The 13,250-nt window shown below is 53.9% G+C and carries 15 protein-coding genes; 10 read left to right on the top strand and 5 right to left on the bottom strand.

Translation table 11 applies throughout. The annotated features are described in order from the left end of the window. Window positions 1–16 precede the first annotated feature (16 nt). From rpoD to DZC51_RS10900, 5 genes are all read left to right on the top strand, one after another. Window positions 17–1,129, top strand: a complete 1,113-nt coding sequence (rpoD, locus tag DZC51_RS10920; protein WP_157295742.1) for an RNA polymerase sigma factor RpoD — start codon at window positions 17–19, stop codon at window positions 1,127–1,129. Window positions 1,130–1,311: 182 nt separating this feature from the next. Continuing rightward, the gene (locus DZC51_RS10915; protein ID WP_157295739.1) at window positions 1,312–2,451 is read left to right on the top strand and encodes an acyl-CoA dehydrogenase family protein; all 1,140 of its coding nucleotides are present in this window, start codon (window positions 1,312–1,314) and stop codon (window positions 2,449–2,451) included. Between the two features lie 154 nt (window positions 2,452–2,605). Then, the gene (locus DZC51_RS10910; protein WP_157295737.1) at window positions 2,606–3,007 is read left to right on the top strand and encodes a c-type cytochrome; all 402 of its coding nucleotides are present in this window, start codon (window positions 2,606–2,608) and stop codon (window positions 3,005–3,007) included. Window positions 3,008–3,102: 95 nt separating this feature from the next. Continuing rightward, entirely contained in the window at window positions 3,103–3,822 is a 720-nt protein-coding gene (locus tag DZC51_RS10905) for a tRNA (adenine(22)-N(1))-methyltransferase (protein ID WP_157295735.1), read from the top strand. Then, window positions 3,797–4,918, top strand: coding sequence for a Nif3-like dinuclear metal center hexameric protein (locus DZC51_RS10900; protein WP_157295733.1), 1,122 nt, complete (start codon window positions 3,797–3,799; stop codon window positions 4,916–4,918). Before DZC51_RS10905 ends, DZC51_RS10900 begins: the two co-directional genes overlap by 26 nt. Window positions 4,919–5,085: 167 nt before the next feature. Here DZC51_RS10900 and DZC51_RS10895 read toward each other — a convergent pair whose 3' ends face one another. Continuing rightward, complete coding sequence (locus DZC51_RS10895) at window positions 5,086–6,060, bottom strand: 4-hydroxy-3-methylbut-2-enyl diphosphate reductase (RefSeq protein ID WP_157295730.1); 975 nt, start codon at window positions 6,058–6,060, stop codon at window positions 5,086–5,088. Between the two features lie 62 nt (window positions 6,061–6,122). Then, window positions 6,123–6,545: a VrrA/YqfQ family protein gene (gene vrrA / locus DZC51_RS16395; protein ID WP_370513690.1), complete on the bottom strand. Its 423-nt coding sequence runs from the start codon at window positions 6,543–6,545 to the stop codon at window positions 6,123–6,125. A gap of 223 nt (window positions 6,546–6,768) precedes the next feature. Here vrrA and DZC51_RS10885 point away from each other — a divergent pair, with 223 nt between their 5' ends. After that, the gene (locus DZC51_RS10885) at window positions 6,769–8,076 is read left to right on the top strand and encodes a DEAD/DEAH box helicase (protein ID WP_157295723.1); all 1,308 of its coding nucleotides are present in this window, start codon (window positions 6,769–6,771) and stop codon (window positions 8,074–8,076) included. A 1-nt stretch (window position 8,077) separates the two neighbouring features. Then, window positions 8,078–8,965 carry a deoxyribonuclease IV gene (locus DZC51_RS10880; RefSeq protein WP_157295721.1) on the top strand — a complete coding sequence of 296 codons (888 nt, stop codon included), beginning with the start codon at window positions 8,078–8,080 and terminating at the stop codon, window positions 8,963–8,965. Between the two features lie 66 nt (window positions 8,966–9,031). On the opposite strand, the gene DZC51_RS10875 is transcribed toward DZC51_RS10880, so the two are convergent. Continuing rightward, on the bottom strand, window positions 9,032–9,268 hold the full coding sequence (locus DZC51_RS10875) for a hypothetical protein (RefSeq protein ID WP_157295719.1): 237 nt from the start codon (window positions 9,266–9,268) through the stop codon (window positions 9,032–9,034). Window positions 9,269–9,368: 100 nt separating this feature from the next. Between DZC51_RS10875 and DZC51_RS10870 the strand changes: the two genes are divergently transcribed. The 3 genes from DZC51_RS10870 to DZC51_RS10860 are packed head-to-tail and all read left to right on the top strand — an operon-like array spanning window position 9,369 to window position 11,420. Then, on the top strand, window positions 9,369–10,139 hold the full coding sequence (locus DZC51_RS10870) for a metal ABC transporter ATP-binding protein (protein ID WP_157295716.1): 771 nt from the start codon (window positions 9,369–9,371) through the stop codon (window positions 10,137–10,139). Continuing rightward, window positions 10,136–11,011, top strand: coding sequence for a metal ABC transporter permease (locus DZC51_RS10865; RefSeq protein WP_157295713.1), 876 nt, complete (start codon window positions 10,136–10,138; stop codon window positions 11,009–11,011). Before DZC51_RS10870 ends, DZC51_RS10865 begins: the two co-directional genes overlap by 4 nt. Continuing rightward, complete coding sequence (locus DZC51_RS10860; protein ID WP_157295711.1) at window positions 11,001–11,420, top strand: Fur family transcriptional regulator; 420 nt, start codon at window positions 11,001–11,003, stop codon at window positions 11,418–11,420. Before DZC51_RS10865 ends, DZC51_RS10860 begins: the two co-directional genes overlap by 11 nt. A gap of 40 nt (window positions 11,421–11,460) precedes the next feature. Here DZC51_RS10860 and DZC51_RS10855 read toward each other — a convergent pair whose 3' ends face one another. Both DZC51_RS10855 and ispG read right to left on the bottom strand, forming a co-directional pair. Beyond that, window positions 11,461–12,042 (bottom strand): hypothetical protein, encoded by a 582-nt coding sequence (locus tag DZC51_RS10855; protein ID WP_157295708.1) that lies wholly within the window; start codon window positions 12,040–12,042, stop codon window positions 11,461–11,463. Next, window positions 12,039–13,166, bottom strand: a complete 1,128-nt coding sequence (gene ispG / locus DZC51_RS10850; protein ID WP_157295705.1) for a flavodoxin-dependent (E)-4-hydroxy-3-methylbut-2-enyl-diphosphate synthase — start codon at window positions 13,164–13,166, stop codon at window positions 12,039–12,041. The genes DZC51_RS10855 and ispG overlap by 4 nt, the downstream gene beginning before the upstream one ends. Window positions 13,167–13,250 lie beyond the last annotated feature (84 nt).

Raw genomic sequence — 13,250 nt, 5'->3', positions numbered from 1 at the left:
CAGGAGGAGGAGTAAAATGGCAGACCTTTCAGGGCAGTCTAATGAGCATGAACACGAAATGACAATTGAGGAAATGAAGACGCAACTGCTTGAACAGGGCAAGAAAGCAGGCGAGTTGTCGTTTGACTATGTAACGGAGAAATTATCCGCTTTTGATATGGAACCGGATCATTTCGAGGAATTCCTCGATCAACTCGAGGAACAGGGAATCGAAATCGAGCGCAAAGGAAAGGGCCAGAAAGGCGAAGAAGGTGAAGAAGAGGAATTTGACCTCAATGACCTGAGCGTCCCGCCCGGCGTCAAGATCAATGACCCTGTCAGAATGTATCTGAAAGAGATCGGCCGTGTCGACCTCCTTTCTGCGGAAGAGGAAATCTCACTGGCCAAACGCATTGAGGACGGGGATGAGGAAGCGAAAAAACGCCTGGCGGAAGCCAACCTTCGCCTCGTCGTATCGATTGCCAAGCGTTACGTAGGGCGGGGCATGCTCTTCCTCGACCTCATTCAGGAAGGGAACATGGGCCTGATCAAAGCGGTAGAGAAATTCGACTACCGTAAAGGGTTCAAGTTCAGTACCTATGCAACATGGTGGATCCGCCAGGCCATCACACGCGCGATTGCCGACCAGGCAAGGACCATCCGGATTCCTGTCCACATGGTTGAGACAATCAATAAACTGATCCGTGTCCAGCGCCAGCTGCTTCAGGATCTCGGCCGCGAACCGACTCCGGAAGAGATCGGCGAAGAAATGGACTTGCCTGCGGAGAAGGTTCGGGAGATCCTGAAAATCGCACAGGAGCCGGTTTCGCTCGAGACGCCGATCGGGGAAGAAGATGACTCGCATCTGGGAGATTTCATTGAAGATTCCGAGGCTCAGTCACCGTCTGACCATGCCGCGTACGAACTGCTCAAAGAGCAGTTGGAAGACGTCTTGGACACACTGACTGACCGCGAAGAGAATGTGCTCCGTCTCCGCTTCGGTCTTGATGACGGAAGGACAAGGACACTTGAAGAAGTCGGCAAGGTTTTCGGTGTCACCCGCGAACGGATCCGACAGATCGAAGCGAAAGCATTGCGCAAGCTGCGCCATCCATCCCGTTCGAAGAGGCTCAAAGATTTTCTCGAATAATGAACAGCCAGCCGCGGTTTCAACTGAAACCGCGGTTTTTTTATGTTTCGAAACTGGCAATTAACCAACTGCTAAAACAATACAATATCAATGTTTATCCGAAACAGGCAATGAAGGTTGTTAAGCGAGCGCTCGTTCAGTTATACTGTCTTTGAAAGCGTATTCACAAAGGGGGATGCAACGTGAACTTTGATCTGACTGATGAGCAGCAGATGATCCGGAAGACGATCAGGGAATTTGCAGACGAAGTCGTGGCGCCGGGGGCTATAGAGCGCGACAGGACGAAGGAATTCCCGAAGGAAATCTTCCGCCAGCTTGGAGAAATGGGAATGATGGGACTTCCATTCGGTGAGGAATACGGTGGAGCAGGTGCCGATACCGTCAGCTTCGCCATCGTGACGGAGGAGCTGAGCCGGGCGTGCGCTTCAACGGGGATCACATACTCGGCCCACATTTCACTCGGGGGAGCGCCTCTGAATCTTTTCGGGACGGAAGAACAAAAGCAAAAATATCTTGTGCCGATCTGTACGGGTGAATCCCTGGGGGCATTTGGTCTGACAGAACCGAATGCAGGCTCTGATGCAGGCGGAACGCAGACGACGGCAAAGTCGGATGGGGACGACTTTGTCATCAATGGCAGCAAGGTGTTCATTACGAATGCAAGCCATGCCAAGCATCTCGCACTCACCGCCATCACCGGTATGGAAGGCGGCAAAAAGGAGATTTCCGCCATCATTGTTCCCACAGATGCGAATGGGTTCAAGGTGATCGACAATTATGAAAAGATGGGACTGAACGCATCCAATACGACGGAACTCGTGCTTGAAAATGTCCGTGTTCCTCAAGAAAATCTGCTAGGCAAACGGGGCAACGGATTCCGCCAATTCCTTGTCACACTTGACGGCGGCAGGATCGGAATCGGAGCCATGGCAGTCGGAATCGCCCAGGCTGCCTTTGACAGGTCTCTCCAATATGCCAAGGAACGCAAACAGTTCGGCCGCGCCATCGCAGATTTCCAGGTGAACCAGTTTAAGCTGGCGGACATGGCACTCAAAATTGAGCTGGCGAGAACCATGGTTTATAAGGCAGCCTGGCTGAAAGACCAAGGACGCCCATTTTCCAAAGAAGCCGCGATGTGCAAACTCTACGCATCCGAAATCGCCATGGAAGTGGCTGATGAGGCCATCCAGCTGCATGGGGGATACGGTTACATGAAAGAGTATGAGGTGGAACGCTATATGCGCGATGCGAAACTTTTGGAAATCGGTGAAGGGACATCTGAAGTCCAGCATATGGTTATCGCACGCCAGATCGGTGTGTAAGTAATCAGGGCACGTCGGACATTTGCCGAATTTGTCACAAAGTCGCAAATCTTTCCCGGCTAATGCTTTCAGTTTTCGGGGGAATGCAGTACAATATGTATTGTTCACTGTATATAACTGTACAGCTATCTCACGGAAAAGGGGGTTTTAGTCGATGAACAGAAATCCTGTCGTACCTTATATCCTGATCATGGCCCTCGGAATCGGCCTTATTTTCTTCATGTCTCTGTATGGACTGGATAACCAGGAAGAAATCGCAGCCGACCAGGAGCAATCCGAGGAAGGCGGCGCTACCGCTGAAGGTGAAGCCGGCGGAGAAGGCGGAGACGAAGCTTCTTCCGGTGACTTTGATCCGGAGGCACTTGCTCAAGGGAAATGTGTTTCCTGCCACGGCCAGAACTATGAAGGTTCGGTCGGACCTAGCCTGGTCGGCCTTGACCTCAGCCAGGATGAAGTTAAAGACGTCCTGAAGAACGGTAAAGGCGCAATGCCTGGCGGTCTCGTCCCGGACGAGAACCTCGATGCGATGGCTGAATGGGTGCTTTCGCTTCAATAATGAATTCGCTCTTGAAGCCCTTATCCGGACATCCGGATAAGGGTTTTATCTTTTTACAGATTGTTGTTTACAATTGCAGAAGGAGGTGTCGGCAGATGAATGTGAATAAGCTTTCCAAGCGGCTGCAGGCGGTCGCTTCGCGCATCGGAAATGATGCCGTACTGGCGGACATCGGAAGCGATCATGCTTACCTTCCTGCCCATCTGGTTCTCACGGACCGGATCCGCAGGGGAATAGCAGGAGAGGTGGCCAGGGGGCCTTTTGAATCTGCCGAAGCGACCATTCGGGAGACCGGTCTCGAAGGTAAAGTGATAGCCCGGCTGGCGGACGGACTTGAAGCCATCCGTGAAGAGGACGGAGTGGATACGGTTTCCATAGCAGGAATGGGGGGGCCGCTGATCGCCTCGATCCTTGAGAACGGCAAAGAACGCCTTTCAGGCGTCAGGCGGCTGGTACTCCAGCCGAACATCCATGCGGGTGCAATCCGATCGTGGGCGGTTGCCAATGGATGGCACATCATTGAGGAGGACATCCTTGAGGAAGACGGAAAGATCTATGAGGTGATTGTGCTTGAACGGGGTAAGGCGATCTATGATGATTTGCAGCTCAGATTCGGCCCGTACCTGTCAGAGAGGCAACCGCCTGCATTCAGGAAAAAGTGGGAACGTGAAGCCGCTTCGCTACGGAAAATCATTGATAGGATGCAGGAAGCATCCCCTTCCGAAGAGCGTGACATCAAAGAAGCGAAACTGAAGCGCTCACTTTACGAAATCTTGGAGGTGCTCGGAAATGGAGAAGAAAACGACCGTCAATGACATTATCCGGCTGATGGAAGAATGGGCCCCGAAGAAATTCGCCTATGACTGGGATCCGGTCGGGCTGCAGATCGGAAGGCCCGATGCCCCTGCAGAAAAAGTCCTCGTCACCCTGGATGTGACGGAAGATGTGATCAGGGAGGCCGCTGAAGCCGGCGCGGGGTTAATCATCGCCCATCACCCGCCGCTGTTCCGCCCGCTGAAATCGGTCCGGACCGATACACCTCATGGAAGAATCGTGGAACTGAGTCTCCGCCTGGGGATTTCGGTATATGTCGCCCATACGAATCTCGATGTGGCGCCTGGCGGCGTAAACGATATGCTTGCACGAAAACTCGGCCTCTCAGGCATCACAATCTTGGAAGAGACCTACAGGGAGCCGCTGTTCAAGCTGGCTGTCTTCACACCGCACGATAGTGTTGAAAAAGTCCGCAAGGCGCTAGGTGATGCAGGCGCTGGCGCTATCGGGGATTACACACACTGCAGCTATGAACTGGAAGGGACGGGACGCTTTACCCCGACGGATGGGGCCGACCCGTACATCGGCAGCGTCGGGAAGGAAGAGGCTGTCCCTGAAACGAAAATTGAGGTGGTGCTGACGGGATCGATCCGTGAGCGTGTCGAGCAGGCCATGATCGAAGCGCACCCGTATGAAGAGCCGGCCTATGACTTTTTCGTACTTGACCAAAGACTCGAGGAGTATGGAATCGGGCGGGTCGGCAGCCTGCCTGAACCAATGACTTTGGAAACCTTCGCCGACCATGTCAAGGAACGGATGGGCGTACCGGCGTTACGCGTTGTGGATGGAGGAAATGAAGAAATCCGGAACGTGGCTGTGCTGGGGGGATCCGGCGCCAAGTATGTCGGTGCAGCAGTCGGGAAAAAGGCAGACGTGCTCGTGACAGGGGACATCGACTTCCATACTGCACAGGATGCCGCAAACCTCGGCCTCTCCATTGTCGATCCCGGCCACCATATCGAACGGATCATGGTCGGCGGTGTCCGGGAGCATCTGGAACAGGAAGCCCAAAAAGCCGGCATCAACTGCGAATTCATCGAATCGGCGATCATCACCGAACCATTCAAGTTTATGTGAGATGCCGTTTGCCTCAATAAGCCTTATGGCGGATTGAAGCAAGGGCCCGCAGCGGAAATCCGGAGGATTTCAAGGGAAAGAATAAAACTGCAGACAAAGGAGCTATACACTCACTTTGTCTACAGTTTGAACGGGACTGTCCATGATGGACAGTCCCGTTTTATTTGTCAAATCGGATAAGGATCAATCCGTTTGACCGGTTTCGGATTTTTGATTCGAGGAAGGATTTTTTCAAGTTTCACCTTGGAAGTGGTGTCATGCGTCGACGGATCATTCGGATCGTACTGATCGAAGAAATTGATGACTTCCTTGACGATCGGTGTCGGCGTGGATGCACCAGCCGTAACAGCGACTGTCTTTACATCCTTCAGCCAGGCAAGGTCGATTCCGGATACATCTTCAACCCGGTACGACGGGGTGCCGGCGATTTCGATGGACACCTGGGTAAGCCGGTTGGAGTTGTTGCTCATCGGGTCTCCTACGACAATCAGCAGATCTGCTTCACCCGCCTGTTCTGCAACGGCTTCCTGCCGTACCTGCGTTGCCATGCAGATCTCCCGGTGCACTTCCAGATGCGGGAAACGTTCCTGCAGGCGTTCCATGATCTCTGCGACGTCCCACTGGCTCATCGTGGTCTGGTTGGTGACCAGCAGCTTTTCCGCGCTGATGTCGAGGGCGTCGGCCTCCGCCAGCGTCTGGATCAGGTGGACTTTGTCCGGTGCGACTCCGATGGCGCCTTCCGGTTCCGGGTGGCCTTTCTTTCCGATGTAAATGATGTCATAGCCTTCGGCGGTTTTCTCTTCGATCAGAACATGGGTGGTCGTCACGTCAGGGCAAGTCGCATCAATTGCGACAAGACCTTTGCGGCGGGCAATCTCACGGACTTCGGGTGAGACACCATGCGCGGTGAAGATGACCGTTCCGCTATCGACCTTTTCAAGGATCTCCTTGCGGTTCGGCCCGTCGAGCGTAATGATGCCGTCCTGTTCGAAAGCATCGGTCACATGCTTATTATGAACGATCATTCCCAATATAAAAATCGGCCTAGGTAGCGTCTTGTCCATGGCGGCGTTCTGGGCGATAACCATCGCGTCCACGACTCCATAGCAGTAGCCCCTCGGCGAAATCTTGATTACATTCATGGATTTCACTCCTTCAGGTCACTGCTCCTATTATAGCGGAGCCGGGCCGCGGATTCAAAGATTCAAAAAGGAGGCTGGAAAATCCGGGGCACTGAATTGCCGTCGGACCGCGGAGGGGCGGCTTCGGAATTCGGTTGGGATGTGTTTGCGGCTGCACTATTCCCGCCGCCTGCCGAAGGTGCCCCGGAAAAACCGCGGTAGATTTGCATCAGGGCCGGGATGTTCTGCATCATGGGGCTGAGCTGGTTGATCAACGGGGAAAGCTGTTGGGCGGTTGACAGGAACCTATCAGCTGTCCTCATATAGGACTCGAGACGAGACATCCCTTGGCCTCCCTGGCCTCCCTGGCCTCCCTGACCTCCCGGCATACCGAACGATCCCCCGCCGCCTGCGGGCCCTCCTCCTGCGCCAAATCCTCTTCTGCCGAACCCGCCCGGACCAAATCCGGGATTTCTGCCGAAGCCGGCAGCAGGACCATTGAACATCCCGCTTTGCGGAGGCGGACCGAACGGCATCCGAGGCGCGCTTCCGCCGCCTGAAAACGGGTAAAATGATTGATATCGCATCCGGCGGACTCCTTTCTTTAAAATACGCTCTCCCTTAATCATATGCGGAGTCTTCCGCATTGCCACCGATTCCGCATTCACAAGATACGGGAGAATCCGTGCCGCCTGTGTTAAAATGAAGGACAGTTGAGGAGGAAAACGAATGCCGAAATTCACAGAAATGAAACTCAGTCCGTTTCTGCAGGATGCAATCCGCAGAATAGAATTTGAAGCCCCGACCCCGGTGCAGGAAGCGGTCATCCCGCTGATGCTGGCCGGTAAAAGCGCGATCGGGCAGGCCCATACCGGTACAGGGAAGACGCACAGCTTCCTCATCCCGATTGCAGAGCGCACCAATCAGGAATCCGATACGGTGCAGGCCGTCATTGCCGCCCCGACCAGGGAACTGGCCGAGCAGATCCATTCGGAACTGCAGAAACTGACCGAAGGGACAGACATCCGCTCCGGGCTATTCATAGGCGGCACGGACAAACAGCGCTCCATCGATAAGCTGAAGACACAGCCGCATATCGCTGTAGGAACCCCGGGCAGGTTGCGGGATCTTGTCCGGGAGGATGCTTTACTGGCCCATACGGCCAAGATCCTTGTCATTGATGAAGCCGACCTGGCGTTTGATATGGGATATATCGAGGACATCGACCAAGTGGCCTCCCGTATGCCGAAGGATCTCGAGATGTATGTCTTCTCGGCGACCATTCCGGAAAAGCTCAAGCCGTTCCTGAATAAATATATGGAATCGCCGGAGCATGTCCGGATCGGAGAGCGCCGCCCTGTAGCGGAAGGGATCGAATTTCCGCTTGTCCCGGTGAGGAGCATGGACCGGAAAAAGAAATTGCTTCATGTCATGTCTGGGCTGAACCCTTACCTGGCGATCATTTTCACGAACACGCGCAAGGAAGCGGAAGAGGTTGGTGAATTCCTGTCCTCGAACGGCATCAAGACCGGCCGCATCCATGGTGACCTGACACCCCGCGAGCGCCGGAAGATGATGAACAGGGTCCGCGACCTTGAATTCGAGTACATCGTCGCAACTGACCTGGCTTCCCGGGGAATCGATATTCCGGGTGTCAGCCATGTCATCAACTATAACCTCCCCGAGGATCTGGAATTCTTCATCCACCGTTCAGGTCGGACGGCCAGAGCCGGTCTGCAGGGAACGGTCATCACGCTCTACGATCCGTCGGATGAAGACGCACTCGTGCGGATCGAGAAAATGGGCGTGCCGTTTGTCCACCGTGATGTGAAGAACGGGGAATGGTCTGATCTGAAAGAGCGGCATTCGCGTTCCACACGGCAAAAAACCGATCGGGATCTGGATGAAAAAATCCGCCGGCAGGTCCGGAAACCAACCAAAGTGAAGCCGGGATATAAGAAAAAGATAGAAAAGCAAGTGGCTGACATCCGGCGCAAGGAAAAGCGCAAGGAGTCACGGCAGGGAAGGAGAAAGTAAGATGCTGATTGGTTCGCATGTATCCATGAGCGGCAAAAAAATGCTGCTCGGGGCCAGTGAGGAAGCTGCTTCGTATGGAGCATCGACGTTCATGATCTATACCGGTGCTCCTCAGAACACAAGACGCAAGGCAATTGAAGATCTGAATATCGCGGCCGGCCGCCTTCATATGGATGAGAACGGACTTTCAAATATCGTTGTCCATGCTCCTTATATCATCAATATCGGGAATGCGGTCAAGCCGGAAACGTTCGAACTCGGTGTGAACTTCCTGCAAAGCGAGATTGAACGGACGGCGGCACTCGGTGCGGACCAGATTGTCCTTCACCCGGGTGCCCATGTCGGAGAGGGAACGGACAAAGGAATTGCCAAAATCATCGAAGGGCTCAACGAGGTCCTTCAGGTCGAAGCGCCGGTCAGGATCGCACTTGAGACGATGGCAGGCAAGGGATCGGAATGCGGCTGCTCGTTTGATGAACTGGCCAGGATCATTGATGGAGTGGAACGGAACGATCGGCTGACAGTCTGCTTTGACACCTGCCACGTTCATGATTCCGGATATGACATCGTCAACAATCTCGATCAGGTGCTGACAGAGTTTGATCAGACAATCGGACTTGACAGGATATCCGTTATCCACGTAAATGACAGTAAAAACGAACGGGGAGCAAGAAAAGACCGTCACGAGAATATCGGCTTTGGCTATATCGGTTTTGAAGCGCTCGCCAGAATCGTCCATCTCCCTGAATTCGGAGAACTTCCGAAAATCCTTGAAACCCCTTGGGTAGGACCGGACAAAGCAAGCCGGAAAGCCCCTTACCGGGACGAGATCGCCATGCTGCGGGAACAGTCGTTCAGCCGCGAGCCGATTGAAGCCCTCATGATCTGAAAAACAAAACAGGCTGCCTGAACGTCCAGTGGGACGCGAGGGAAGCCTGTTTTTTGATTACCGGTATTACAGATACTGTTCCATGATCTGACGTGTCCGTTCCGGACCGATTACGGCTTCCACCTTCCGGATAAAGGGTTCCGGCACGCCGGCCCATAGAAAGGAAAAAGATACTTCGTCAAGAAGCGGACGCAGCTTTTTGACTTCTTCCGGCGACAGAGCAACACCATATTCGGCAGCCAGTTCCCTGAGCTCCCGATCGGACATTCTCTTCAGATCCGCAATCATTCCATTCAGATTCATCCTGAGCCTCCATTCTCAAATCATTTACAACACGGGTGAACTGTACTATACTTCATTGAGTAAATCGTAGTCATTCCGAATTGGAAAAGAGGACGGCAACATGACAGAACCATTGATAGAGCTCGAAGATGTGTCATACCGGTACGGAGACACAGCCGCACTCGAACATATTTTCCTCACCGTGGAACAGGGGGAATTCTGGGCGGTCATCGGGCCGAACGGATCGGGTAAATCGACACTGATCAAACTCATCCTGGGCCTGATCAAGCCACTGTCGGGGCAGATTCGTCTGTTCGGCCGGGATGCATCCGATTTCCGTGAAAAGGAAAAGATCGGTTATGTGTCCCAGAAATCAAATGCATTCAACCGTGCCTTTCCCGCGACGGTCAGGGAAGTTGTCCGCAGCGGGCTGGTCAAAAAGACCGGTCTGTTCAGGCGGTTTCCTGCGGATGCAGACGAAAAAGTGGACAGCGCGCTTGCGGCAGTCGGGATGGAAGAGTTTGCCGACCGGAGCATCGGCGACCTGTCGGGGGGACAGCAGCAGCGGGTGTTCATCGCCCGTGCGCTCATCAGCAAACCGGAACTTCTCGTTCTTGACGAGCCGACCGTCGGCATCGACCGCAAGCATATGCAGTCGTTTTATAATATGCTGGGCCGGCTGAACCGTGAGAAGGGGATTGCCATTGTATTGGTCACGCACGACGTGGATACAGTATCGGAACTGGTGACGCATGTGGCTTGCGTGAACCGGTCAATCCATTTTCACGGTCCCCACGAAGAATACAGCAGGCAGGAAAGCAGGATCCGCAGTGAATGGTATGGCCATGCGGTCCGGCGAGTCCATCACGGAAAGAAGGCGGCGGACGCATGATTTCTGCCATATTCGATTATGAATTTCTCCAGAATGCCTTTGCCTCCGGCCTGATCATCGGACTCATCGCACCGGCACTGGGCCTGTTCATCGTGGTCAGAAGACTGGCGCTTATCGCGGATGCGCTGAGCCATGTCGCGCTTGCAGGGATTGCCGGCAGTCTTTTTCTGAGCCAGAATGTCACCACACTGGCAGCACTAAACCCGCTATATCTGGGAATCGGCTCCTCTGTTGCCGGATCGCTGCTGATCGACCGGCTGAGGGAAGTGTACAAAAGCTATGAGGAACTGGCCATACCGATCATCATGTCAGGCGGAATTGCACTGGGCGCCATTTTCATTTCGCTTGCACAGGGCTTCAGCACCGACCTGGTCGGATACCTGTTCGGATCTGTATCGGCCGTGGGGCGCGAGGATCTGTATACAATCATGGCAATCGCCGTAATTACACTCATCTTTATCGTTCTGACTTACAAAGAACTTTTCTCATTGTCGTTCGATCCCGAATATTCCAGGGCACAGGGTATTTCGTCCAGGGCATTGAACATCTGGTTCATGATTGTCACGGCCCTTGTAGTTGCCGGGTCGATGAGAATCGTAGGCATCCTGCTCGTTTCTTCCCTGATGACAGTTCCGGTGGCAGCCGCGATGCAGATCGCAAAGGGATTCCGACAGGCCATGTTCTATGCCGTTATTTTCGGCGAACTGTCTGTACTCGGTGGCCTTGTCGCCGCCTTTTATCTGAATCTGGCACCGGGAGGTACCATAGTCGTCATTTCAATCATGATCCTGCTGCTGGTGCTCGGCGGCAAAAAGCTGGCCGCGTCACGAAGCGCTGTTAGGAATGAGGAGGTGGGAACCGGTGAACTTTGATATCGCCATGGAGAGGCTGAAGTCAGAAGGTTTCAAGCGGACGCCGAGCAGAGAAGCGATTCTCAGGCTGCTTGAAAGGGAAGACCGGTATTTGTCTGCCGGGGATGTCAGAAAGGCATTGGCCGACCAGCATCCGAAGATGAGCCAGGATACGGTCTACCGCAACCTGTCATCTTTTTCAGAAATGAAGATCCTCGAAGAGACCGAGCTGGGAGGAGAACGGAAATTCCGCATGCATTGTAACCGGCATGGCCATCACCACCACTTCATCTGCATGGAATGCGGGAGGACAGAGGAATTGGATGTCTGTCCGATGGAACAGGTATCCCGTGCGCTTCCGTCATTTGTCATTGATGACCACAAGTTCGAAGTGTATGGCCAGTGCCCTGATTGCAGAACGGCAGGATAATCATTTTCAGACATGAAAAAAGCGTGAGGATTTTACATCCTCACGCTTTTTCTGTGCCGAATTCCTTTTGGATCCAGTTGTCCGCTTCGCGCCAGTCGCGCACACGGACGACGCCGGGCGGGGCAGGGAGCCGGTTGTAGGGTGCATCAAAGAGAAGAACAGGTATGCCGACTTCCTCATGGATATCTACGGCATTGTCGTGCTTGTCCTCGAAAAAGATTTCGACCCCATGTTTTTTGGCTGCCTCGATCTTTCGGTGGCTTCCCGTCAGTTCAATATGACTGTAGGGGATGCCGTGCTCCCTGAACCAGCCGAATGTTACATCCCTGACCTCAAGGCCGCGGGCTGAAATATAATACAGTTCATGCAGTCGGTTCCACTTGTTCAGTATTTCCTTGGCAAAGTCATGAGCAGGAGAGGTCCGGTAGATTTCCGGTTCCGCTTCCTTGAACCAAGCGGCGAACTCTTTCGGATCAAGCATCGGGAAGGAGGCGGTCAGGCTATAATCGGTGATGTCGTCCAGCTTGAACTCGCTGCCGAACCGATTATTGATGTGCGGCAGGAGGGAAGAGGGACTGGTCACTGTTCCGTCAATGTCGATTCCGAGGCGGAGTGGAGTCACTCTGCGCTTTCTCCCTGGAGCGCCAGCTCTTCTTCACGGCGTTTGTTCTCGAAGTATTCTTCAGCCAGCTTGTCGATTTCCTTCTTGAGTTCATCGACCATCGTTTCCTCCGGCACTTTCCGGACGGTTTCACCTTTCATGAAGAGAAGGCCTTCCCCGCGTGCACCGGCTATGCCGATATCCGCCTCGCGGGCCTCACCCGGTCCGTTGACAGCGCAGCCGAGAACGGCAACCTTGATCGGGGCCTTGATGTGGGAGATGTATTCTTCCACTTCATTCGCGATGGAGATCAGGTCGATCTCTATACGGCCGCATGTCGGGCAGGAAATGAGTGTCGCCGCGTTGGACGACAGTCCGAAGACCTTCAGCAGTTCACGCGCAACCTTGATTTCTTCGACCGGGTCGGCACTGAGGGAAACGCGCAACGTATTCCCGATGCCCATGCTGAGCAGGGTGCCGAGGCCTGCCGCACTCTTGATCGAGCCGGCAAATTTGGTTCCGGACTCCGTGATACCGAGGTGGAGCGGATAATCGAACGCCTCGGAGGCCTTGCGGTAGGCTTCGATGGCCAGCTGGACATCAGAGGCCTTCAGCGACACGATGATGTCATGGAAGTCGAGATCTTCAAGGATCTTAATGTGGTGCAGGGCACTTTCAACCATTCCATCAGCCGTCGGGTAGCCGTATTTCTGGAGGATGTGGCGCTCGAGTGAACCGGCGTTGACGCCGATCCGGATCGGGATGCCTTTTTCCTTTGCAGCCTTGACGACTTGCTCTACGCGCTCACGCTTCCCGATATTGCCCGGGTTGATCCGGATCTTGTCTGCACCCTGTTCGATTGCAATCAGTGCAAGACGATAGTCGAAGTGGATGTCAACAACAAGAGGAATATCGATCTGCTTCTTGATATCACCGATCGCATATGCTGCGCGTTCGTCCGGGCACGCTACCCGGACAACCTGGCAGCCTGCTTCCGTCAGTTGCTTGATCTGGGCGACAGTCGCCTCCACATCGTGCGTCTTGGTCGTGGTCATACTCTGTATGAATAGTTCATTGCTGCCGCCGATCGTCAGATTGCCGACTCGGACCGGACGGGTTTTTGAACGGTGTGTAATTTCACCCATGGTTAATTCTCTCCTTTTCAGGCCGGTGCCTTCACTTGGATTATTCTATCAATGCATGCCGGCTTAGACAAGTAATCCGGATGC

This window comes from Bhargavaea sp. CC-171006 (genome assembly GCF_009761675.1).
In the GTDB taxonomy this organism is placed as follows: Bacteria; Bacillota; Bacilli; order Bacillales_A; family Planococcaceae; genus Bhargavaea; species Bhargavaea changchunensis.
This window is presented reverse-complemented; position numbering and strand designations above follow the sequence as displayed.